20 protein-coding genes are annotated in these 22,685 nt (G+C 38.4%); 3 read left to right on the forward strand and 17 right to left on the reverse strand.

Annotated elements, in window-relative coordinates:
* Nucleotides 1–14 precede the first annotated feature (14 nt).
* The 3 genes from JNUCC23_RS13125 to JNUCC23_RS13135 all read right to left on the reverse strand — a co-directional run bounded on the left by JNUCC23_RS13125 (nucleotide 15) and on the right by JNUCC23_RS13135 (nucleotide 4,580).
* Complete coding sequence (locus JNUCC23_RS13125) at nucleotides 15–503, reverse strand: CotD family spore coat protein (protein WP_403070674.1); 489 nt, start codon at nucleotides 501–503, stop codon at nucleotides 15–17.
* Nucleotides 504–813: 310 nt separating this feature from the next.
* Nucleotides 814–2,100, reverse strand: coding sequence for a ribonuclease H-like domain-containing protein (locus tag JNUCC23_RS13130; protein WP_454211844.1), 1,287 nt, complete (start codon nucleotides 2,098–2,100; stop codon nucleotides 814–816).
* Between the two features lie 215 nt (nucleotides 2,101–2,315).
* Nucleotides 2,316–4,580 (reverse strand): DEAD/DEAH box helicase, encoded by a 2,265-nt coding sequence (locus tag JNUCC23_RS13135; RefSeq protein WP_454211846.1) that lies wholly within the window; start codon nucleotides 4,578–4,580, stop codon nucleotides 2,316–2,318.
* A 482-nt stretch (nucleotides 4,581–5,062) separates the two neighbouring features.
* Here JNUCC23_RS13135 and JNUCC23_RS13140 point away from each other — a divergent pair, with 482 nt between their 5' ends.
* A complete protein-coding gene (locus JNUCC23_RS13140; RefSeq protein WP_062178725.1) occupies nucleotides 5,063–5,524 on the forward strand; it encodes an Hsp20/alpha crystallin family protein in 462 nt (153 codons plus the stop codon).
* A 206-nt stretch (nucleotides 5,525–5,730) separates the two neighbouring features.
* Here JNUCC23_RS13140 and JNUCC23_RS13145 read toward each other — a convergent pair whose 3' ends face one another.
* The 3 genes from JNUCC23_RS13145 to JNUCC23_RS13155 all read right to left on the reverse strand — a co-directional run bounded on the left by JNUCC23_RS13145 (nucleotide 5,731) and on the right by JNUCC23_RS13155 (nucleotide 7,258).
* The gene (locus JNUCC23_RS13145) at nucleotides 5,731–6,288 is read right to left on the reverse strand and encodes a YppG family protein (RefSeq protein WP_454211848.1); all 558 of its coding nucleotides are present in this window, start codon (nucleotides 6,286–6,288) and stop codon (nucleotides 5,731–5,733) included.
* Between the two features lie 78 nt (nucleotides 6,289–6,366).
* On the reverse strand, nucleotides 6,367–6,735 hold the full coding sequence (locus JNUCC23_RS13150; protein ID WP_403070664.1) for a YppE family protein: 369 nt from the start codon (nucleotides 6,733–6,735) through the stop codon (nucleotides 6,367–6,369).
* Nucleotides 6,736–6,982: 247 nt separating this feature from the next.
* Nucleotides 6,983–7,258 carry a hypothetical protein gene (locus JNUCC23_RS13155; protein ID WP_062178711.1) on the reverse strand — a complete coding sequence of 92 codons (276 nt, stop codon included), beginning with the start codon at nucleotides 7,256–7,258 and terminating at the stop codon, nucleotides 6,983–6,985.
* 750 nt (nucleotides 7,259–8,008) lie between these two features.
* Here JNUCC23_RS13155 and recU point away from each other — a divergent pair.
* Both recU and JNUCC23_RS13165 read left to right on the forward strand, forming a co-directional pair.
* A complete protein-coding gene (recU, locus tag JNUCC23_RS13160; RefSeq protein WP_062178708.1) occupies nucleotides 8,009–8,611 on the forward strand; it encodes a Holliday junction resolvase RecU in 603 nt (200 codons plus the stop codon).
* A 38-nt stretch (nucleotides 8,612–8,649) separates the two neighbouring features.
* The gene (locus JNUCC23_RS13165) at nucleotides 8,650–11,448 is read left to right on the forward strand and encodes a PBP1A family penicillin-binding protein (protein ID WP_454211849.1); all 2,799 of its coding nucleotides are present in this window, start codon (nucleotides 8,650–8,652) and stop codon (nucleotides 11,446–11,448) included.
* A 42-nt stretch (nucleotides 11,449–11,490) separates the two neighbouring features.
* On the opposite strand, the gene JNUCC23_RS13170 is transcribed toward JNUCC23_RS13165, so the two are convergent.
* From JNUCC23_RS13170 to panB, 11 genes are all read right to left on the reverse strand, one after another.
* Nucleotides 11,491–12,015, reverse strand: a complete 525-nt coding sequence (locus JNUCC23_RS13170; protein ID WP_454211850.1) for a YpoC family protein — start codon at nucleotides 12,013–12,015, stop codon at nucleotides 11,491–11,493.
* Complete coding sequence (gene nth / locus JNUCC23_RS13175) at nucleotides 12,012–12,668, reverse strand: endonuclease III (protein WP_062178703.1); 657 nt, start codon at nucleotides 12,666–12,668, stop codon at nucleotides 12,012–12,014. Before nth ends, JNUCC23_RS13170 begins: the two co-directional genes overlap by 4 nt.
* Before the next feature lie 32 nt (nucleotides 12,669–12,700).
* Nucleotides 12,701–13,393, reverse strand: coding sequence for a DnaD domain-containing protein (locus JNUCC23_RS13180; protein ID WP_454211851.1), 693 nt, complete (start codon nucleotides 13,391–13,393; stop codon nucleotides 12,701–12,703).
* A 272-nt stretch (nucleotides 13,394–13,665) separates the two neighbouring features.
* On the reverse strand, nucleotides 13,666–14,958 hold the full coding sequence (gene asnS / locus JNUCC23_RS13185; RefSeq protein ID WP_157279423.1) for an asparagine--tRNA ligase: 1,293 nt from the start codon (nucleotides 14,956–14,958) through the stop codon (nucleotides 13,666–13,668).
* 263 nt (nucleotides 14,959–15,221) lie between these two features.
* Entirely contained in the window at nucleotides 15,222–16,409 is a 1,188-nt protein-coding gene (locus tag JNUCC23_RS13190; RefSeq protein ID WP_454211853.1) for a pyridoxal phosphate-dependent aminotransferase, read from the reverse strand.
* A 21-nt stretch (nucleotides 16,410–16,430) separates the two neighbouring features.
* Nucleotides 16,431–16,907: a cell wall elongation regulator TseB-like domain-containing protein gene (locus JNUCC23_RS13195; RefSeq protein ID WP_062178693.1), complete on the reverse strand. Its 477-nt coding sequence runs from the start codon at nucleotides 16,905–16,907 to the stop codon at nucleotides 16,431–16,433.
* Between the two features lie 15 nt (nucleotides 16,908–16,922).
* Nucleotides 16,923–17,093 (reverse strand): YpmA family protein, encoded by a 171-nt coding sequence (locus tag JNUCC23_RS13200; protein WP_082191123.1) that lies wholly within the window; start codon nucleotides 17,091–17,093, stop codon nucleotides 16,923–16,925.
* 351 nt (nucleotides 17,094–17,444) lie between these two features.
* A complete protein-coding gene (gene dinG / locus JNUCC23_RS13205) occupies nucleotides 17,445–20,222 on the reverse strand; it encodes an ATP-dependent DNA helicase DinG (RefSeq protein ID WP_454211855.1) in 2,778 nt (925 codons plus the stop codon).
* A 228-nt stretch (nucleotides 20,223–20,450) separates the two neighbouring features.
* Nucleotides 20,451–20,834 carry an aspartate 1-decarboxylase gene (gene panD, locus JNUCC23_RS13210; RefSeq protein ID WP_403070644.1) on the reverse strand — a complete coding sequence of 128 codons (384 nt, stop codon included), beginning with the start codon at nucleotides 20,832–20,834 and terminating at the stop codon, nucleotides 20,451–20,453.
* 25 nt (nucleotides 20,835–20,859) lie between these two features.
* A complete protein-coding gene (panC, locus tag JNUCC23_RS13215; protein WP_403070641.1) occupies nucleotides 20,860–21,711 on the reverse strand; it encodes a pantoate--beta-alanine ligase in 852 nt (283 codons plus the stop codon).
* Nucleotides 21,708–22,544 carry a 3-methyl-2-oxobutanoate hydroxymethyltransferase gene (gene panB / locus JNUCC23_RS13220; RefSeq protein ID WP_454211857.1) on the reverse strand — a complete coding sequence of 279 codons (837 nt, stop codon included), beginning with the start codon at nucleotides 22,542–22,544 and terminating at the stop codon, nucleotides 21,708–21,710. The genes panC and panB overlap by 4 nt, the downstream gene beginning before the upstream one ends.
* Nucleotides 22,545–22,685 lie beyond the last annotated feature (141 nt).

Here is a 22,685-nt window from a genome sequence, read left to right on the forward strand (position 1 = left end):
CTTGTTCTTATTTGTTAAAAACCGAATGGTCTTGGTCTTGGTCCACAACATGGATTACATGGCGGAAATGGTGGCGGTCCACTACAAATTGATTGCTGATTATAGCATTCATTGACTACTGAATTGGTATGAGGAAAATAATGTTGATGCTGAAATACATGTTTGTTAACCGTTGTATTATGAGACGGGTGGATATGAGGTACAATCGTCTTCATTACATTGGTATTGACCGTGTTTGTTGTTGGTGATACTTGAGCTGGCGCAACATTTGTCGGCATTACTGGACCTCCTCCATATCCAGGAGCTGGATAACCCGGTCCCATCTGGGCACCACCAACATAAGGATAAGGTGCTGGAGTTGGTGCTGGGCCAACTGCAGCACCCATAACTGCTGGAGAATATGCTGGACCTGTATGTGCGCCCATTACTTTGTGACCACATCCGTGTTTTGCACCTACCACTGTTTTATGATAGTCGAATTGCTTATTAGAATATTCCATCATTTTTTTATGTCCCCTTTCATCAAAGTATCGCTTTCAATTACAGACTATGATAAAAAGGGGTTTCATGTACTAGTCAAAAACCTAATTTATAATAAAAAGGTATAGAACGTATCTCCAAAAGTAGAAAATAAAAATGCAGTTAAACATAAGACAACGAAAAACAAAAATAAAATTGCTTTGTACATTACCCGTACGACCTCATTTATTATATTTTAGGACTTATCATCCGCATTCAATATTACATGTTTTAACAGGTTGCCACAATTATTTCTTATCATATAAAATCAGGAAATTTTTATCACTTTCCTCTTTAAAGGATATTCGAATCAACCTGTAATTTCCTCTGCAGTCGTAACAGACGCTTCGTCAACTCATTGACGATCAAAGAATCTTTACCTTTAGATAAACCTGTAAGTGTATCCATCGCATCTTCTGTATATTTTTTTGCTTGTTCATAATCCTTAAATTGGTGTTCTAGCAATTTCGCACATTCAATACCGGCTTCAACTTTCAACATGCCATTCCCTTTCTCAAAAACCTCTTTCCATATCAAATACGCTTCATTAAAATTTTTATTTTTCTTTTTTGCAAAGCCGAGTGCCTGTTTGGCAAGTAGTATTTCATCCTCAGAACCTCCTTTGACCACAAGTTCAAATGCTGTATTTGCCTCCTCTTTTTTCCCAAGATACTGGAGCCAACGCGCGATCTCGAGTGACTCATCCCCATATCCATCAACTTGGAGAATTTGCCGTGAAAGATGAATATACAAAGTGATTAAAGAAAGGACATCCCATTCATTATGCTTTAGAACACCAAATAATATTTCTGGATCTTGGCGTTCGACATAATCAAAATAAATCATCGGTGCTAAATAGCCTGGGATATCATTTTCTCTCTTAAACTTTAGAATTTCAGTTTCGACAATCGATAGTTTCACTCTTTCTAATTTGCGTTTCCAAAGTCTTCTTGAGGCGTGATATAAGTCAAAATGTCCGAATTCTGGTAAGTTCGGTACATGTTGTTGGATAAGCCTATGTCTTGTTTTCAATTGAGGCCAATCAAATGATTTGCCATTATACGTAACAAGCGTTTCATAATTCACCTTTTCTAAGAAACTCTGGTACAGCGGGATCTCAGCGCCAGGCTGGGGCAAAATATGTTGCCGAACTACAACTTCATCTTTTTCAAAGCTTGCATACCCCAGGATGAAAATGGTATTCCCAACTCCACCACCAAGGCCCGTTGTTTCTGTATCAAAGAAAAACAAATCCTCTATTCCGATTCCTGAAGCAGTTAACGGGTGACTCAATCCACTTTTCTTCCACAGATCCATGACTGTGTGTAAGTCTGCAAACGAATAGTGACCATGTTTCATCTCAATGGGATATCGAACCTCTCTTATCCAACAATATGAGCCATCAAACTTATATGGTAACGTATCGAATTGCCGCCATTTTTCAGCAAACGGCAGCTCTAGATGACCATTACTTTTTTCATGAAGCTGCTTTTTAGTGACTTCAACTGAACTTGCTTTTTTCTCGGAAACCTGTAAATCCATATGTGTCTTCATGCGATTTAATTTATTTTTTAATGACAATTAAAAGCACCTCTATTTACAACATTTAAATGCGTATTCAAAAATAAGGATAAAAAGAGTCGAGAAGTTCTGCGAGCGCATCTCAAGGACCTTTCGCGTATGCACTAACGTTTGGGACCAGACTTGCACAGGACATGCGCGATCTTAACAGAAGGTCAAAAATACGCGATGACACAATTCGCAAACTTTTTTATCGGACTTTTTGAACAACCTCTTTAACGGAATATTTTCAACACATTCACAGCATCTCTTTTAGCAGAGGATGATGCCGTGTCTGTTCCGATGCATGATGGGCAGCCATTTTCACAAAGACAACGTTCAATCATCTCTTGTGTTTCTTTAAGGATCGTCTCGGCATTTTGATAGACCTTGTCACTTAAACCGACACCACCAGGGTATTTATCATAGATAAAAATGGTCGGTTTTTCATTATGGGCTGCTTTTACTTGTGGATATACGTGAATATCATTCGGGTCGCACATGACAAATAGCGGGACCATAAAATTTAATGCGTGTGATGCACCAATCAGGCCTTGTTCCATTCGATTTTCATCCCAGTCAAATGCATCATGATGGATCGATAACATGGCACCATTTGTATGCAGTTCAGATTCTGGTAGCGTAATCGGCCCTGAGCCAATGTTTTCATGCGTTTCAAATTTAATCTTTTTGAAAATGGTTGCCATCGCTCTGACTGATACATCACCATAAGTCGCTTCTGTTTGTGCAAACGACTTTTCCTTATCAATTTCTAATACTGAAAGCTGTACAGCAAGATTGGCATCTGTATAATAATCAACATTCACTTCACGTACATATGCCTTCTTTTCCTCCCAATCAAGTTTTTCCACCTGATATTGAGTACCCTGGTGTAAATAAATCGCTTCATCATGAAGCAATGTCATAGCACTAAACGTATCCATTTCACCGATGACTTGATGATTAGGAGATTCTGTTTGATCAATGATGACAACATTTTCCTGTGAAGCAGATCGTAGACTAATATTGTGGGCTGGAAAAGCATCATTCATCCAATACCATTTGTCGCCGTTTTGATGAAGCACTCTCTCTTCCGTTAAAAATTCCAACACACCCAAAACGTCATTCTTACCAAATAAGTCTCCTTTTTTAAATGGAAGTTCATACGCGGCACATTTCAAATGATCAACAAGAATGACGAGATTATCAGGATTAATACGTGCCGTTTCGGGGTTTCTCGTGAAAAAGTACTCAGGATGTTGAACGATATACTGATCAAGGGCGTTTGAGCTTGCAACCATGATGATCAGTGCTTCACCGTGTCGTCTTCCTGCCCTCCCCGCTTGTTGCCAGGCACTTGCAATCGAACCAGGATAACCGTTCATAATACACACTTGTAATTGTCCAATATCCACCCCAAGTTCTAATGCATTTGTACTGACAACTCCGTAAATGGATCCGTCTCGCAGTCCTCTTTCTATCTCTCGTCGCTGCTTTGGTAGATAGCCACCGCGATATCCACGAATCGATTTTGGTCCTAGCTGTTTCGCCACTAGCTCTTGCAAATAGGTTAATAAAATCTCTACTCGGACACGGCTTTTTGCAAACACGATTGTTTGTATTTTATTCGAAAGGAACTCAAGAGCAAGCGTTCTCGCTTCAAGTACCACACTTCTTCTAATATTTAATGGTTTATTGACAACTGGAGGATTATAAAAAACAAAATGTTTTCTTCCGCTCGGAGCCCCATTATTATCGACGAGCTTCATTTCTTTTCCCGTCAATTCCTCGGCAAGTTCAAGTGGGTTGGCAATGGTCGCCGACGTACAAATAAACAAAGGATCACTGCCATAAAATGCACAAATTCGCTTTAGTCTTCGAATCACATTCGCCATATGACTACCAAAAACACCGCGATATATATGCAATTCATCGATGATGACATATTTCAAATTTTCAAACAGAGATACCCACTTTGTATGGTGCGGCAATATCCCAGAATGTAGCATATCAGGATTCGTAATAACAATATGCCCTGCTTGCCGGATTTTTTGACGGATGTTTGAAGGTGTATCCCCATCATACGTATAGCTATTAATCGCAGCATCCATTTCGTTAATCATTTCATGGAGTTCACTCTTTTGATCATAACTAAGTGCCTTCGTTGGAAAAATATAAAGCGCACGCGTTTTTTCATTTTCAAGAATGGATTGCAAAACAGGTAGATTGTAACAAAGTGTTTTACCAGAAGCGGTAGGAGTGATAGCGACTAAGCTTCCCCCTTCAACCGCTACATCAAAAGCTGTTGCTTGGTGTGTATACAGACTTTGAATTCCTCGTTTTACTAATCCAGCTTGCAGCAATTCATGCATACGAGCTGGAAATGGTGCTGATTTTGCTAATTTCGCCTCAATCGTATGCCAGTGGGCAATATTATGCTTATATTCTTCACTGCTTTTTAATTCAGCCATGATTTCTTGTAAATTTTTTCTCAGTTTCATAAAGACCACCCCATCCTTCTATATTACCGAATAAACGTTCTATACAAAAGGAAAATCTCATTCCCTTTAAATGGAATAAGATTTCAAACGGCGACTTAATTAGGTAAAATTGAAAATATTGGAGGATAATGTCACCAGATCTTCACACATTCCCATATGATCGCTATCCTTAAGTAACACTTCCTTTGTATAGGCAGTTGAAAGCTTGCTTTCTTCATGTTCATCCCGCATTTCTTCCCTTTTCAGCTTTCATTAATCCATAATATACAAAGTTCTGTCACATAATTAGGCCGAGATACATAGGCTAATACACCACAGATTCTTTGCATAAAAAATAATTATTATGAACCTAATTGACCTTAATTTTTTTGCTCACCAAGTGGACGATAGGCCACGATAATTCACTTTCAATTGTTACTTTTTCACCTTTTCAAGAAAAACGATTCCTTATTCCATGAATGAATTTGAAAGGAGTATGAACCATGACTGACTCTGAAAAAAGGAAAAAAACATTTCCTCATGAAGGTGTTCACGATTTCTTCAATAAAATGGACCGACTTTTTGGTGATAAACCAGCAAAGGGAATGCTCCAATCGATGAATGAATTTTTCGGCTCTGTTTCTTCTGGGAGCTTTCCGGTAGATGTGGAAGAAACAGAAAATGATTATTTCGTCAGCGCTTCCTTGCCAGGAATCCGTAGAAACGATATTGATATAGAAATCCTACCTCAGACTATCACGATTCGAATTCTCAAAAACAAACAGCAATCCGTTGAAAAAAAAGATTTTCTTTCAACACGAAACAGACAGTCAACCTCCCTTACAAGGACAATTAGCTTGTCCAAACCTATCGATGAACAAAGAGTGACCGCTCACCATCGAGATGGAATCCTACGTCTGACCATACCGAAAATTAGAGGAAAATCAATTAAAGTCGATGACTAACTTATTTTGTTTTTTTCTGTGGTAAAGGGGCGGGGCTTCGCAAAATCAGCTCCGCACCACCGCCTTCATAAAGTGATACAAATTGAGAACCTGAACCTTCTCCATTGTTGGTTTTATATCAGACGCTCATGGACGTTTTTTATAACATTAAAAGGGCCGGATTTTACCAGTAAAGTAGATAATCGGTAGAATCTGACCCTTATTAATTATGCTTTAAAAATACCGCCGACCCCTTTAATCATCGACGAAACTTGATTTACCGTATTCATCATCTGTCCTGCTGTATTCACCATTTTATTTAAATCCATTGATCCATCTTGTGTTTTAAATTGGTTGAGCATCGATTGAACGCCTGTCGGTTGCTGCTTTTGCATAAATTGCTGTTTAGGGTAAGGATTGGAACCTGCCTGAGCATTATTCATTTGCCCATTCTTTGTTTTGGTTTTAGTTAATGGGTTTTCAAATGGATTAATCCCCTGTACCGGCTGTTGGTAGAACTGCATCGGATGCTGTCCATAAAACCCCGATACCGGTTCGCTTGGCTGGGGATGTTGCATAAAAGGATGATAGGCACCCACTTGATATGGTTGCTGACCATGCTGAGACATATGTCCAGTCGCGTGCTGCCCTGGTACCTGCACGTATTGAGGATGAGGCTGGTAGGAAGGTTGCTGCATATGATACCCATTCACATACCCGCTCATCTCATTAAAGTAGGCTCCATTATTTCTGTGATCCCATTCATAGGACCCCCACGTGTTCATGTATACTCCCCCCATTAAGTCATTAGCTGATCTATTATATGTGTCGGAAGTGTTTTTGGTGAGAAGCCAATCAATCCGTTACAATTTATGTTGAATCTCTGTTAAAACATTTTGCAGAATAAAACGTACTGATTGAATATGACTTTTAAATCGTTTATAGCTTGTTTTTGGAAAGAAGGCTTGTACAACTACATCAGCAAGATTGTTTGCTGTTTGCTCAATTTGTTGTGGGAACAAGTGAGTAAAGTCTTCCGCTTTCATCCATTCTCTCATGCCAGGTGTCCATAATTTTAAGACAGCGTCCACTTCATCAACAAATGGTTTCACCTCTTGATAAAAATCTCTTTCCTTTCCTTCTTCCCTAACTGCTTCATATATTTCATCCGATTTTTCAGTGAACTGTAATAATTGAATGGTAAGTTTTTCTACATGTTTTTTATCCAGCATATAATCCCCCATTTTTATGTATAAGTGTGTATTCAAAAAGAAACAAGTATTTCGTGGAATAATCGACTCTATGATCTGCACGCGCACAGGTAATCCATAATAAATAAAGAGATAGTTCTTTTTTAAAAAAACCAACCATTATTCCCCTTAATTTTTTGAACATCCTCTATAACCAAATTATAAAACATTTTTGCAAAAAAAGAACCCGTACAGCTTAGCTGCCGGATTTGTTACTTTCATTCGTAATTTAAAACCCTAGCCTCGGATTCATTGAAAGAATCTCCTTCCGATTCTTATCCATATCACGTAGAACTGTATGTTCATTTTGCATCAACAACCATTTAGCTTCTGCTTCGTTTACTTTCATACTTGCGGAATCGATCATGTGATGCTCGTTAGTCCATAACTTGTTGCGTTCCGTGGCAAAGGAAACAGATAACGTTGTTTCTAAAGTTTCTAAATGCTCATTGATTTCTTCCATTAACCCAAGAATTTCTTCTACATCCACATGTTTGATTCCCATTAAAATCCCTCCCTAATCTCTTTATAAAAGTATTCTTTATTTTTATCAAAAGCCCTTCACGTCTGACAAAACTAGAAGTAAATCGTCAAAAAAAGTGAAATAAAGGGGGATTTTTTTAAGCTTTCGACAAATCTTATGAATGAGTGGACAATTTGAGATAAAACTAGTAGTGGGAGGTGTTAAATCATGACGACAAATCAGAGTAAAGAACAACAAAAAAAGAAAAATGAAAAGAACTTGAGCACGAAAGCAGCAATCGGAAACCCGAAATTAACCGGTCCTGATCGTCCCGCTACCTAAGCAAGCCCAATAAGTTTGTAAAAGCGGCTGTCCTAAACTGGTCTGCCCCTAACACGACTTTCCGGTTTATACTGGTATATACACTCATTTTGAACTGTATATAGTGTTGGTAGGAGCTGACCCTTTAGTTTGGGACACCCGCTCATTTACATACTAGGCCAACATCACCACTTAATCTTTCAACCACTTTTTGATTGCTCCTTGTCTACTCCTAAAAACGACTTCATATTAATTACATTGATTCCAAATGAGACTTCTTATATCCATTCTTAATTCTATTTTATTGTATATGAAAGCATAAATCAGTGAACCATTCCCTCTTTCATTACCCAATTACACCAAAATGTGATAAAATACATAGTTAGATTGAAAAGAAAAAGATCATTTTATTCACTACTTCACATTTTTTTTTGCTATTATATGATAAGTGAAAAACAAGGGGGAATTCATGTGGCTTTTCATTACCCCAATGGGCGTAAGTACGTCTCTAAAAGCTCGGAAGCCGTTCAACGTTCCATCAAAAAAAGCAGCTTTGGCAATCGAGGTAAAACGTTGGAGGATGATTTAAACGATACGAACGAATATTATGTAGCAAATGGGATCGCTGTCGTCCATAAGAAGCCTACCCCTATTCAAATTGTCGATGTTCATTATCCGAAACGGAGTGCAGCCGTGATAAAAGAAGCTTATTTCAAACAAGCATCTACTACGGATTATAATGGAGTGTACAAGGGTAAGCATTTAGATTTTGAAGCAAAGGAAACACAAAATCCAACTTCGTTCCCACTTAAGAATTTTCACGAACACCAAATCCAGCATATGAAAAGCATTGACCAGCAAGGTGGAGTCGCTTTCGTCATTATCCGATTTTCTACAACTGATGAAATTTACTTAATGGAATTAGGGCATTTAACAAAATTCTGGAACCGTATGAATGAAGGCGGAAGAAAATCAATTACAAAAACAGAGGTGGAATCTTGTTCAAAACGAATTCCACTTGGCTTTCATCCAAGGATTGACTATATTAAAGTAGTAGATTCCATCTTGGGGTAATTTCCCGATGATTCATTACGAAAGGCAGGTAAGCTGTAGTGGCTGAAAAATATAATACAAGAGAGGAACGCCGCAAGCAGGCAAACTCTAATAAAACAGGCAAGAGTAAGAAAAAGCCAAAAGGAATATTTAAAAAGATTTTTCTCGTTCTAGTAACGCTCGGGATTATTGGAGTCGTTGCGGGTGGGGCAACATTTGCCTATTTCATTAGCGATGCACCCAAAATCGACGAATCTCTTTTAAAAGACCCCCTTTCCTCAAAGTTTTTTGATAAAGAGGGTAATTTACTTACCGAAGAAGGCGTTGAAAAGCGGGAATATGTAGCTTATGCGGATATTCCTGAAGTTATTAAAAATGCCGTTTTGGCTACGGAAGATGTTCGATTCTTTAAGCATGGTGGAGTCGACATTCTGCGCCTAGGTAGTGCCGTAATCGGCAATGTAACGAATGGCTTTGGTTCACAAGGTGCCAGTACACTAACTCAACAAGTCGTCAAGCGGACATTTTTAACCGATGAAAAGACAATAAAACGAAAAGTTCAAGAAGCATGGCTGGCCATTAAACTGGAACAAAGATACACGAAAGAAGAAATTTTTGAAATGTATGTGAACAAAATTTGGTATGCCAACCATGCATTTGGCATCGCAACTGCTGCAGATACGTATTACGGAAAAGATCTTAAAGACCTTACACTCGAAGAAGTAGCCATGCTTGTCGGGTTACCGCAAAGTCCGAGCAGATATAATCCTTTTAAATATCCTGAACGCGCAGAAGAAAGACGAAATATTGTGCTTCACTTAATGAATCGTCACGGATTTATTACGGAAGCAGAAATGAAAAATGCACAAAGCATCCCCGTAACCAAAACGTTACAAGCACAGGATACGAGTAAAGTTGATACAACATCATATGATGCTTTTATTGACCAAGTGATTGAAGAAGTCCAAAGTATGGGAGATTATAATCCATATACAGATGGACTGGAAATCTATACAACCATTGATAAAGATGCACAAAAATATGTTTATGACATGCTAAATACCGAGGATATCATTCAATATCCGAGCAAATCATTGCAAGCCGGAATTTCCTTAATTGATACGAAAACCGGTGAAATAAGGGCAATCGGTGGTGGGAGAAATATTCAAGGTAAACGTGTGTTTAACTATGCAACGGAAGCAAAACGTTCACCAGGTTCTACAATTAAGCCGATCATGGATTATGCTCCCGCAATTGACAAATTAAATTGGTCTACTTATGAGCAACTAACCGATGAACCATATCAATATTCGAATGGCACACCGATTAAAAATGCAGGTGGGCATTATCGCGGTGATGTGAGTATGCGTGAGGCTCTAGAACGATCCCTTAATATCCCGGCACTGAAGGCTCTTCAAGAGGTTGGTGTTGAAGAAGGATATGCCTTTGCGCAAGAATTAGGCATTCCTATCCCTAAAAATAATTATGAGTCTGGCGCAATCGGAGGCACTCAATCCGTATCGTCGATGCAAATCGCTGGCGCCTATAGTGCTTTCGGAAACGGCGGGATCTATAATCAGCCTCATACTGTCACAAAAATAGTTTTACGTGATAAGACAGAAATCGAAAACAAATTCACATCAAAAGCTGTTATGAAAGAATCAACTGCTTTTATGATTTCTGACATGTTAAAAGGAGTCATAGATGAAAGCTACGGAACTGGACAATTAGCGAGAGTCTCTGGTTTGCCAATGGCTGGTAAAACTGGGTCATCCAATTTTGATGCAGCTGACAAAAAGAGATTTAACATTCCATCAGCAGGAGTTCCAGACAGTTGGATGACAGCTTATACGACCAATTATACGGTCGCTGCTTGGATTGGATATGATAAAAAAAGCGAATACCTTGGAAAAGAATCGCAAAGGATTCCAAAAAAGATGGTTAAAGAATTAATGACATATGTTCATAAAGATGATAAACCCGAAGACTTTAAACAGCCGAAAAATGTTGTAAAGCGTGGCATTCTTAAAGGATCGAACCCTGCTGTAAAAGCAAGTGATTATACACCTAAAGACCAGGTTACTTATGAATATTTCCTAAAAGGGCATGAACCAACAAAAGTAACCAAGCAATATGATAAGACATCTGCACCTGTTGGAGTAAATGCAAGTTATGATGAAGCAAGCAATTCCATTAATCTTCAATGGAACTACCCTCAAACAGATAGTAGTAAAACACCAGAATTTGAGGTTAAAGTGTCGATTGATGGAGGCGCCTCTCAAGTACTCGCACGTTCGAGTACAATGGGATTAACAATCCAACAGCCTAACCCTGGTTCAACTTATACATTCACTGTCACAGCGATCGTTAACGGTCAGAAAAGTGCATCAGCTTCAGCCAGTGTTAAAGTCACTGCAATTCAGGAAGAACCGATCGAGCCTGAACCTGACTTAAATAACCCTGAAGAGACAGATGACACTGGACAGAATGATCAAGGGCAAGATAATTCGAATGACGACAATAACAATGACGGTAATAACAACGGAAACACTAATAATCCAAGCAATGGAAACAATAATAATCCAAGCAATGGAAACAATAATGGTAATACTACTAATCCAGGCAATGGAAACAATGATGGTAATACTACTAATCCAGGTAATGGAAACAATAATGGTAATGGTAATAGCAACGGAAATGGTAATGGTAATGGTAATGGTAATAATAATAGCAACGGAAATGGTAATGGTAATGGTTCTGAAAATAGCACTGGCGGAACTGGCGGAACTACTGAACCACCACAACCACCTATTGATGCTGAAAACACGGTACCACCTGCCGCAGGAGACAACCCTTAATGTCTCCAATAAAAGAAGAGGATGTCCCTTTGGGACATCCTCTTACTTTTGCTGATTTCGTTTTTTCATTGCTAAGATTTTATAAAATTGTTTTTCAGCTTCAAGAAACAATTCTGTTAGCTGGATAAAAGAAGCATAATGGGCGGGAGACGTGTCAACAAATGACAGTCTTTCAGCAACATTTATCGGCTTTACCGAAAGCCTGTTAATTTGCTCATGCCAATTATGCAGGACTACTGGTTGTTCATTCATCCAAAACACCACTTGAAAAAAAAAGGCCATTCCTTTTTTCATGAACATCTCAGCTTCATTCTGCCTTCGTTCAGCAAATATGATTCTGCAAGAGTCAGCTAATTCCTTCCATTTTTCAAAAAGGACAGGTATTGTTATAAAGCCCTGCTGCCATGGTTGAAATCCTTGTCCCCCATTCCAATACAACATGTCATACACAAAAAGTGTTGGATTAAAATCCGGATTCCATTTCTCAGTGATAAAATTTTCAATTTCAATCCTATCACTGAAAAAGAACTTTTCATGTACAAGTTCTTGTGGTAATTGTACAATCATTTCACAGCTTCCTTTTTCATTCGTTTCTTCCCTTCGCGACATACATCAAGTAGAGGACAAACAGGGCATTGTGGATTTTGAGCTTTGCAATGGTATCTACCGAAGAAAATCAAGCGATGATGGGTAACGGACCATTCTTCTTTTGGAATTTTGTTCATTAAAGTTTTTTCCACCTCAAGAACACTGTCTTTATAGCGACATATTCCAAGGCGTTTACTTACTCGCTCAACATGAGTATCAACCGCAATGGCCGGAACACCATATGCAACTGAAACAACAACATTTGCCGTCTTCCTACCAACACCTGGTAAATTGATTAATTCATCCCGGTCTCTAGGAACTTCTCTGCCATATTCTTCAATCAGCATTTTTGAAAGCTTTTGGATGTTCTTCGCTTTATTGCGGTACAATCCAATCGAACGAATATCCTGTTCAAGCTCCTCAATGGGGACATTTAGGTAATCCTCAGGAATTTTGTATTTTTGAAATAACGTTTTCGTAACTTTGTTTACGAGAACATCTGTGCATTGAGCGGAGAGTGCAACCGCAATGACGAGTTCAAACGGATTAGAATGATTCAATTCACAATGTGCATCTGGAAACATCTCACCCATCGTATCCAAACAATAGCGTATCTGGGTTTTATTCAGCATAATTGACTCCTTTTACCTAGAACTATTTAGAACTATTGCTCCAACCAATTATAAAAAGGCACATCTTTAAGTGGAGTTTGTGTTACCTGCTTCTTCTCGTGCTTTTGATGCATTCTGAATTGCTGACCACGATTCTTTGCCTGATCAATCGTCTTAATACCACTCTTCTTCCATTCAAATAAAATGCGATCAACATAACGAAAATTTAATTTACCGGAAATTACAGCTTCACGCAATGCTGCTTTTATGATTGAAGGTGAATGATCATCATCCATCCATAAGGCAAGCGTTTCACACTCATATGGCGATAGCGGCCGTCCGAATTCCTGTTCAAATATTGTATAGAGGCTTTCCCCTTCATTTAAGGCCTGCTCCGCTTTCTCTTGTTTCTGTGCCTGCAAGAAGCAATCAATCAATCTCTCATATAAAGGATCAAGTGAATACCTTTCATCACCTATTGCTTGCCCTTTATCTTCCTCTAACTTAATATACCCTCGTTGAATTAAACGCTGTATTAAAAACAAACACTCTGTTTCCTGAAGAGTCATTCGTTCTGCTAACTGTGATGGCGCGGGAAAATCATTTCCAGATTCAATAAATTGTTGGAGTTGAAGCAATAGCATAACTTCCTGCTCATTTAAGCCAATCTTTTTATAATGAGTAAATAAAAATGAAGGAATCGTCATCGACCCTTCTTTAAACCATGCATATAAGTTATTTTTCATATCTTTGACACCTCATTATTAGTATAACATGAAACAATGTTCGACAATACCTATAATACATTTTGGAAATTAATCGCCAAAAATAACGTAACATTTTTTAATAATTCCTTTTTACGGCTTATAAAAACATCCATGAGCGTCTGCTCTAAAGCCCAAAGATGAAAAAAGGTCTGTCCCCATAACTACGGATAACAGTCTAGCAAAGTGTATACAACACTTTGCTACCGTTGTAGAATACGTGGTCAGACCCTTTTTATGATACTCTCATTTAATTATGGATATAGTCTATTTAATAAACGCGGGAATGGTATCGTCTCACGAACATGCTCGACACCACTGATCCAAGCGACAGTACGCTCAAGCCCAAGTCCGAAACCAGAGTGAGGGACAGAACCATATTTACGTAATTCGAGATACCAGTTATAAGCATCTTTACTTAATTTATGTTCTTCAATTCTTTGTTCAAGCAAATCGTAATCATAGATACGTTCTGATCCACCAATAATTTCGCCATATCCTTCCGGAGCGATTAAATCGGCACATAATACCACTTCTTCTCGCTCTGGATCTGGTTGCATATAAAATGGTTTTAATGACGTTGGGTAATGCGTGATGAAAACAGGCAATGCATAACTTTCGGCAATCGCCGTTTCATGTGGGGCACCAAAATCATCTCCCCACTGAACATCGTCAAATCCCTTTTCATGCAGGAATTCAAGTGCATCATCATAGGTAATTCGTGGGAACGGCGCTTTAATGTTTTCAAGTTTTTCTATATCACGGCCTAGCGTGTTCAACTCTAACTTACAATTTTGCAAAACAGATTGAACGATATAAGACACATAATCTTCTTGTACTTTTAAACTGTCTTCATGTTGGTAAAAGGCCATTTCCGGTTCAATCATCCAGAACTCAATTAGATGGCGACGGGTTTTCGACTTCTCTGCACGGAATGTTGGACCGAAAGAAAATACTTTTCCAAGTGCCATTGCACAAGCTTCCATATACAGCTGTCCGCTTTGTGATAGAAATGCATCTTCATCAAAGTATTTTGTTGCAAATAATTCTGAAGTTCCTTCTGGTGCACTTCCGGTCAAAATCGGTGGATCCACCTTCACAAAGCCTTCATTATTGAAAAATTCATATGTAGCACGAATGATTTCATTACGGATTTTCATAACCGCATGTTGTCGTTTCGAACGTAACCATAAATGGCGGTTATCCATCAAAAATTCTGTTCCGTGTGATTTAGGTGTAATTGGATAGTCTACTGATTCATGGATGACTTCAACATTCTTCACTTGCAGCTCATAGCCAAATGGAGAACGTTCATCAGTTTGCACAATTCCTGTTACATATAGAGATGACTCTTGTGTAATTGATTTCGCACGTGCAAAAATCTCTTCCCCAACTTCTTCTTTGACAACAACGCCTTGAATAAACCCTGAACCATCGCGCAATTGTAAAAATGCAATCTTACCGCTTGATCGTTTATTAGCTAACCAACCACCGATTGTCACTTCTTGATCAACATATTTACTTACCTGTGCTATCGTAATTTTCACGATACATTCCCTCCAAATCATAAGAAAAGCGCAAGCACCTTTTAGCAACCTCGTTAAGCATAAGACGAACAAGTTATCTCGAAAGTAGTTTTCACTTGAGATAACTTGATTGGCTAAACCCTAGAGAGGTTAGGCTGCTTACGCTAGACACTAAAACTCATTAATAAATCTTATACTTATATAACATTTTCATTATACATGTACTTGATTGTAGTGGCAAACCTGATAAAAATTACTCTGTTTTCTACTATAAAGATAGCCATTTAGGCCATCTTTGATTCTACAAATGAACGAATGCGTTCAACAGCTTTTTCCAGCTGATCTAAGGATGTTGCATAGGATAAACGAATATAATCATCTGCTCCAAATCCAGAACCAGGAATAACAGCTACTAGCGCTTCCTCAAGCAGAGCTCCAGCAAATGCGTCTACATTACCATAGCCTGTAAGTTCAGCAGCTTTCTTTGCGTTCGGGAAAAGGTAGAATGCCCCTTGGGGTTTCAGGCAAGTGATTCCAGGAATAGCAGTCAGTTTATCGTAAATGATATTCAAACGGTCCTCGAATGCAACTCGCATCTCTTCTACTTTATCTTGTGGCCCTGACAGTGCCGCAATCGCTCCGTATTGAGCTGTTGTTGTTGGATTTGATGTGCTATGGCTCGCTAAATTAGTCATAGCTTTAATAATCTGAGTGTTTCCAGCTGCATAGCCAATTCTCCAACCTGTCATGGAATAGGATTTGGATACTCCATTCACGACAATGGTTTGTTCTTTCAATTCTGGAGAAATAGAAGCAATGGAAGTGTGCTGTGCACCATCGTAAATAAGTTTTTCATAAATTTCATCAGAAACGATTAATACATCGTGATCCAAACATACTTGCCCAAGTTCGCGTAATTCTTCTTCAGAATATAACATGCCTGTAGGGTTACTAGGTGAATTGATTAGAAATGCTTTTGTTTTATCTGTAATTGCTTCTTTAAGCTGCTCTTTTGTAATTTTGAACGACTGTTCTTCTGTTCCATTCACATATACTGGAGTACCGCCAGCTAATTTAACTTGTTCAGGATAGCTAACCCAATACGGAATAGGGATAATTACTTCATCGCCTTCATCCAGAATCGCTTGAAATAATGTATAAAGCACGTGTTTCGCACCTGAGCCAACGATAATTTCATTTGGTTGGTATAAGAGACCGTTCTCTTTTGAAAGCTTATTGATGATTTCTTCTTTCAACTTTGGCAAGCCGGCTGAAGGGGTATATTTTGTATGACCTTCATTCATTGATTTAAAAGCTGCATCGATAATATGCTGTGGAGTATTAAAGTCTGGTTCGCCTGCTCCAAGTCCAATAACATCTTGTCCTTGAGCCTTAAGCTCTTTAGCCTTAGCTGTAATTGCTAATGTAGAAGATGGTGTTAATGCCTGTACGCGATTTGCTAACTTTTTCATAAAAAACCCTCCATTTTCTGTCTAAATACCTCGATAGTAATCAATCATTTCGCCTGTCTTAAAATCATAATATTCATAATTATAATGTTTTGTAGCGTCCAGAGAAGTTACTTCCCAAAGTGGAACATTGTTTTCCATCCCTAGTTTTACTGAAATAATCTTCTTTGATTTTGATCGTTCCTTGGCAATCTGCGTGATTTCTTTCTTTGTCTTACCATTTTTATATTGAGCTGTTACTATATCTAAATCTTTGTTCTCAGGAATCCAAACAACTAGTTTCTCGCCAGCCGCGGTCTTTCCGATAACAACAGAATAAGATTCGAGTCCATGATAAAGATAAAATTCATCAAGTGTAACTAGGTCACTCTCCTGCCGAGCCTTTGCATAAGCGATGTCAGATGCTTCTTGCCTCGGCCCCATCGCTTTAATGTACGCCCCCGACACAAAGCCGATTAAACAAAGTATAAAAACAGAAGATATAATCAGCCATTTTTTCAAATACAGTCACTCTTTCTATGTACGATAAATCGTGAATATCGCTTTTTCCTGATTCTCTGAATCCAGCGCAAGCCCAAACATTAAATTTCTTTCCTTTAAATTACGGTTTAGAGAATCGACAATTTTATATAAATCTGGGGAATGCTGCAATTTTACGGTTGAAATCACTTCTATTTTGCTTTCCATTTTCAAGCACCCCCTTAATAACAAATTTTCTCATAAATCCTTGGAATAACAAGGCTTTATGTGTATGACTTCTTCTCACATTATACCAGTTTGTTTCGAATTTCCATATCAATTTTTTTGCTATTCTTAGAATTTATTCGTTTGTATGAAACAACAGCGGACTGAGCTTTGTGAACGTAAACAGCATGATCAAATAAATTGAAAGGTAAACTAAAATTCTAATAGTTTTTGGCTACACTCTGCCACCTTAAGTAAGCCGGTTTTCCCCTTTTAAATAAGTCTCCCGGCTCGTTAATACATGACGTTTTAGTGCACTGTTGCATCATGAACATTCCATTTATAGCAAGTCGTTTAAATCCATTCCTCAATTGCATTAACTAGTTCATTTTTTGAAACTTGCAACCAATTAACTGAAGGAATGGCTTGCCTAAAGGCCTCTCCGTATACAGTTGTCATGATTCTTCGATCAAGAACGATGAGCACACCTCTATCTGTGCTTGTACGAATTAATCGGCCAAATCCTTGTCGGAATCTCAATATTGCCTCCGGAAGTGAATAGAGTGAGAATGGATTCTTGCCATGATTTCTAATTACGTTGCATCTCGCTTCCGTAATTGGATCATCAGGAGGTGAAAATGGCAACCTAACAATAACCAGACAAGAAAGGTCCTCCCCAGGTACGTCCACCCCTTCCCAGAAACTAGTCGTACCTAACAGGATCGCTTTGTCAAAGCTTTGAAAGTTTTTCAGAAGCCGGGTTTTACTGCCACTCGTTATCCCTTGTCCAAATAGCGTATACTCTTGCAACATTTGAGATTCTTTAAGTAAATAATAGGTAGCTCTTAACATCTCATGAGAGGTAAATAAAATCATCATCCTCCCTTTTGCAGCTTCAGCAGCGAGAATAATATGTTCAGCTGCGTGAAGGACGAATTCTTCTTGTGCGACGCTTTGAATATCTGGAATGTTCTTTGGTACAAGTATTCGAACTTGTTTATGATAGCAAAATGGCGAAGAATAGCTAAATGTTTTTACTGGAACATCCTGCATCCCGAGCTGATTCATAAAGAACTGAAACGAACTTTTAACAGAAAGAGTTGCCGATGTCATAATAATACTTTTTTGTCTCGAAAAAAATGTATTCCATAACAACTTGCTTCCTGTAATCGGCTGTGAAGCTAAAGATATCCCTTGTTGTGGATTGGCTTTTGTATAGTCCATCCAATAGATAAAATCGGTATTTTGTGTGACAAAAAAATCTGCGAGAGTTTTCTTAAGCTCATTGATTTGATAACGCATCAGTTCAAAATCATTCAAATAAAACTGGGCATTTTTACTTAAAGTTTCAACACTACTTAGTAAAGAAATTCTGTCGTCTAATCCAGACAGAATCACCTGGAGCTGATCGACCAATCTTTCGGCAAGCATTGTCGTCATTTTCCATTGTTCATCAATTAAGCGAATGGATATCTGCTTTGGACCACTAGACCTTCCTTGTTTATTCGCAAGTGCCCCTAATTGAAAAAATAATTGGTCAAATTCATAGAAAAAATCAAGTAATGTACGGTCAATATTTGCTGACTTTGTCACAGGAGTAAGCGAATATTGATGCAGTAGTTTCTCCAATCGAAATAACAATTGTTTTTGATCAGAATGGCCTAATCGATTTAAAAGGGTTTTTGCCGAAACATAATCGAGTCTTCGCCCAAGATGCTTGCTTGCAGCACGTTCAAGATGATGTGCTTCATCGAGAATTAAGAAACCGTCTCTCGGAATCAAACGATCAGGTGATACTAAATCAGCCATTAAAAACGCATGGTTTGTAATAATGATATCTGCTTTTAGCGCTACAGCTTTGGCTCTTTCATAAAAATCGACAGCTTGCCAAGGCTTTTGTAATCCCGTTTTAGTAAATGAATTGCTTTGAAGCCTCTCCCAGAATAACTCTCCTCCACTCGTTAAATTTAATTCATCCTTGTCTCCCGTTTCTGTTTCTGTTAACCAAACTAGTATTTGCATTTTCGTAAGTGCGGTTTCATAGTTGTCTTCTTTTTCCCTAATAGCTCTCTCAAACTTTGCAAGACTAAGATAATTACTTCGCCCTTTCAATAGCACGACAGAAAACGGAAAGTGGAGGATCCCCTTTAATTTTGGCACTTCAGACTGAAGCAGCTGTTCTTGAAGCTGAAGCGTATACGTCGAGATAACCACGGGCTTTCCTTGTTTCACGGAAAAATAGGCAGCTGGTAGTAAATAAGCTAAGCTCTTACCAATGCCTGTTCCAGCTTCAATAATCGTATGATGTTCATTTTCAAACGAATCATATACCCGATCCATCATCTCAAGCTGCCCTTCTCTGCTTTCAAATTGGGGTAATGATTCACGAATCAGCTTTAATTTCGCTTGGCTATCACTCGGATACTCCGTTTTCCACGTATTCTGAGCATAATCTCTGCTCATTTTCTTAAAAGCTAAGCCCTGGAATGCTTCAATCGTTGCATCGTAATCACTTGGCTGAGAAAGCTTTTCTGCTATACATTCTTGAATGAGCTCCGAAATTTCACTTTTCAAAGAGTATGAAAGTCGGTATAACTGTTTCATAGTTAGCAGTGGCAGCTGATAAAGTTTCTTTTTCAGTTCAAGAAAAAGCTGGGCCGTGACATATGCATCACTATCAGCTCGATGTGGCCTAGAGTGATCAAGCTTCTCTTGCTTAGCAAGCTGATTTAATTTATATCCATCAGAAGTTGGTTTCATGATTTTAGCAAGTTCGACAGTATCAATTGTAGAGCCGTAGAAAGCTTCCATTCCACAGCGTTCTAACTCTTCTTTTAAAAAATTCAAATCAAATAATACATTATGCGCTACAAAGACAGCGTCCTTTAACAAAGCCGAAATACGCTCGGCCACTTCTTCAAACAGAGGTGCCTCTTTCACCATATCATTGTCAATACCTGTAAGTTCTTCTATAAACATCGAGATATCCTGCTCAGGATGGATAAAGGTAGAATATTCAGCGATGATTTGATCTTCTTCAATCACAACTGCTGCGAATTGAATAATACGCTCCCCTTTTTTCGGAGAATTTCCTGTTGTTTCTAAATCGACTACTACATAGCGTTGCGCCATTAATTAAAACACCTCTAAATCCCATTCACACAAGTATGTTCGTTTGTTGTTCTTTCTTGTTTATACCACATTTAATCCAATAAGGAAAATGAACGTGATTCTAAATTAACTAAAGAAAAAGCCACTCATATAGAGAAATTGTCGTTCCTTATAAGGAATTACCTTTTCAATGATGAGCAGCTTTATAGGATTAAGTGAAACTTTTTAGGTTAGCGAAATTCTGTTCATTTAATAAATAGTTGCCTCTGGTTCATAAGAAATCATTTCAATAATTTCATTGTTTTCATTCATAATTGCCACCTTAGGCTTATGAATACGAACAGATTCTTCAGCAATCATGACATACGAAATAATAATAACAATATCCCCAGGCTGTACAAGTCTTGCTGCTGCTCCGTTTAAGCAAACAACACCGCTACCTCTTTTACCAGCAATGGTATACGTTTCAAGCCTTGCACCATTATTATTATTAACAATGGCTACTTTCTCATTAGGGAGAATTCCGACTGCATCAAGAATGTCCTCATCTATTGTTATACTACCAACATAGTTTAAATTAGCCTCTGTCACAGTAGCTCTGTGTATCTTCCCATTCATCATTGTGCGAAACATGCAAGCTCCTCCTAGTTAGTTCGTTTCATTCATGAACCGAAAATGTTACATTATCAATTAATCTAGCAGTTGTAAACTGGACAGCCAAAGCAATAATGACGTTTCCTGTCACTTTTTCGATTGGCCTTAGTTCAGGATAAGAATATACTTCAATATAGTCGATGTTTCCATTTGTATAGTTCATAATATGATTTGAAAGGAGTGAAACTAATTTTTCTGGATTGTCTTCACCATGTTGTGCTGCTTCTCGTGCAAGATTCAAACCTTTATACAATTCATGAGCACAGGCACGCTCTTCTTTAAGTAAATAAACATTCCGCGAACTTTTTGCCAACCCGTCTTCTTCACGAATCGTTTCGACTGGGACCATTTCAATATCGAAATTAAAATCTGTAATTAACCCATCCACAACAGCCACTTGCTGAGCATCTTTCATGCCAAAATATACCTTATCCGGGTTAATCATATTGAAAAACTTCGTTAGGACAGTTGCTACTCCGTCAAAATGACCTGGTCTTTTTCTCCCGCAAAGCACATCCGTTCTACTTTGAACGGTTACTTTTACGGACACTTCATCCGGGTACATTTCTTTAATGGATGGATAAAATAAATAGTCGACTAAAGCCGATTGTGCGACTTTTTCATCATGTTCAATGTCACGAGGATAGCTCTCAAAATCTTCGTTTGGTCCGAATTGAAGCGGGTTTACAAAGATTGTTAAAACAACGATGTCATTTTCTTGACGTGCTTTTTTCAGTAAACTTACATGACCTTCATGTAAAAACCCCATTGTGGGGACGTACCCTATCGATTTGCCATTCTTTTTTTCTTCAGCTATTTGTTGCTGTATCTCTTTTGCTATTGTAAGGATTTTCATGCTTTACCCCCGTATAACGCAGCTACTTCTTCTTCTTTCATCGTAAAACTATGCTCTAATGCAGGGAATTGCTGTTCTCTTACTTCACTTACGTATTTTGATAAGGCTTCGCTTATTAATTCATTAGCATTTGCATATGTTTTGACAAATTTAGCCACGCGATCGACGCCATAATTCACGACGTCATGATAGACAAGTACTTGACCATCTACATCTTTCCCAGCACCAATACCGATTGTTGGAATGCTAAGGTGTTGGGTAATCATTTCTGCTACTTGATATGGCACACATTCAAGTACAACAGCTATCGCACCACAAGCTTCACATTGCTTTGCTTCATCTAATAGCTGCTCGGCGGCATTTGCACTTTTCCCTTGAACCTTATAGCCTCCAAGTACCCCTACTGACTGTGGTGTTAATCCTAAGTGAGCAATAACTGGAACTCCAGCCTTTGTTAAGGCAGCAATCTTTTCAGTTACTTGGCCTGCCCCTTCAAGTTTTAAAGCATCAGCACGCCCTTCTTGAATCATGCGTGCAGCGGTTTTAAGTGTTTCGTCCAATGAAAGATGATAGCTCATGAATGGCATGTCGGTAACAACAAACGTATTAGGTGCTCCGCGTTTCACTGCTTTTGTATGATGAATCATATCATCAACTGTTACTCGGAGCGTCGATTCATAACCTAGAACAACCATGCCGAGGGAGTCCCCTACAAGAATCATGTCAACATCAGCATGTTCTGCAAGCTTTGCGCTTGGATAATCATACGCAGTAAGCATGACAATTTTCTTATCATTTTTTTTCATTTTCAGAAACTGTCCGGAAAGTTTCATTCAAATATCCTCCTTTTATTAGAGGAGATGAATAATCTTTCTTGATAGGCATATAACAAAAAAGAGACGAGCTTTAAAGGAAATAGGACCCATTGTCCAGCCAACTTTGCATATGGCAGTTTTCCCTATATAAAAGTTCGT

It is taken from the genome of Peribacillus sp. JNUCC 23 (assembly GCF_053653995.1).

Bases quoted from the DNA above. Each gene is read 5' to 3' on its own strand.
- JNUCC23_RS13190 (WP_454211853.1), bottom strand. From the start codon at position 16,409: ATGAAAAAGTTAGCAAATCGCGTACAGGCATTAACACCATCTTCTACA.
- JNUCC23_RS13135 (WP_454211846.1), bottom strand. From the start codon at position 4,580: ATGAAACTGAGAAAAAATTTACAAGAAATCATGGCTGAATTAAAAAGC.
- panC (WP_403070641.1), bottom strand. From the start codon at position 21,711: ATGAAAATCCTTACAATAGCAAAAGAGATACAGCAACAAATAGCTGAA.
- panB (WP_454211857.1), bottom strand. From the start codon at position 22,544: ATGAAACTTTCCGGACAGTTTCTGAAAATGAAAAAAAATGATAAGAAA.
- nth (WP_062178703.1), bottom strand. From the start codon at position 12,668: ATGCTGAATAAAACCCAGATACGCTATTGTTTGGATACGATGGGTGAG.
- JNUCC23_RS13200 (WP_082191123.1), bottom strand. From the start codon at position 17,093: ATGGAAAGCAAAATAGAAGTGATTTCAACCGTAAAATTGCAGCATTCC.
- JNUCC23_RS13140 (WP_062178725.1), top strand. From the start codon at position 5,063: ATGACTGACTCTGAAAAAAGGAAAAAAACATTTCCTCATGAAGGTGTT.
- JNUCC23_RS13180 (WP_454211851.1), bottom strand. From the start codon at position 13,393: ATGAAAAATAACTTATATGCATGGTTTAAAGAAGGGTCGATGACGATT.
- dinG (WP_454211855.1), bottom strand. From the start codon at position 20,222: ATGGCGCAACGCTATGTAGTAGTCGATTTAGAAACAACAGGAAATTCT.
- JNUCC23_RS13170 (WP_454211850.1), bottom strand. From the start codon at position 12,015: ATGATTGTACAATTACCACAAGAACTTGTACATGAAAAGTTCTTTTTC.
- JNUCC23_RS13125 (WP_403070674.1), bottom strand. From the start codon at position 503: ATGATGGAATATTCTAATAAGCAATTCGACTATCATAAAACAGTGGTA.
- JNUCC23_RS13145 (WP_454211848.1), bottom strand. From the start codon at position 6,288: ATGAACACGTGGGGGTCCTATGAATGGGATCACAGAAATAATGGAGCC.
- JNUCC23_RS13155 (WP_062178711.1), bottom strand. From the start codon at position 7,258: ATGGGAATCAAACATGTGGATGTAGAAGAAATTCTTGGGTTAATGGAA.
- JNUCC23_RS13150 (WP_403070664.1), bottom strand. From the start codon at position 6,735: ATGCTGGATAAAAAACATGTAGAAAAACTTACCATTCAATTATTACAG.
- panD (WP_403070644.1), bottom strand. From the start codon at position 20,834: ATGTTTCGCACAATGATGAATGGGAAGATACACAGAGCTACTGTGACA.